This window comes from Psychrobacter sp. 1U2, assembly GCF_051847575.1.
The window spans coordinates 1-537 of record NZ_JBPYDC010001713.1; the positions used below are offsets into that span (position 1 = coordinate 1).

Here is a 537-nt window from a genome sequence, read left to right on the forward strand (position 1 = left end):
TTTCTAATAATACTCTAAACCCTTATGGAGATAATGCCCAGCTGACTGTCATTGCTAAAAACAACAATGGTGCTCGTGTTCAAGATGTAAAAGTTGGACTCGGTATTGATAGTATTAAGGGTATATCTATCGTAGGGGGTAATGGTAAAGTTACTGATGCTAATGGCATGGCAACCTTTAATATTAAAATAGAAGAGAATATTTGGACAGATGAAGATGCGGATAAGCTTGAGGCATTGCAAGAAGAGCTTACTGCATTGCTCGAAGGTGAAGGAATTGCATATGCTATCAGTATCCAAGAGCAAAATGGTGCTACCAAACAAGATACAGGCTATTTACCTATAGCGTTGCCTGTATCTGACTATGAGTTAAGCATGACCAATAGCGCAGAGCCACTTAGTGCTTATGGTGATACACAACAGCTGACTTTTACTGCTAAGCCAAAAAATAGTAGCGTATCAACCAATATTAACGGCGCTAAAGTCACTGTCAAGCTTAATGATGCACCTAATGGTGTGAATCTGGCAACCAATCAGC

At 39.7% G+C, this 537-nt stretch carries 1 protein-coding gene; it reads left to right on the forward strand.

What is annotated here, in order from left to right:
* A partial coding sequence (locus tag ACS8FD_RS24020; RefSeq protein WP_439277693.1) for a hypothetical protein occupies nucleotides 1–537 on the forward strand: 537 nt, incomplete at both ends.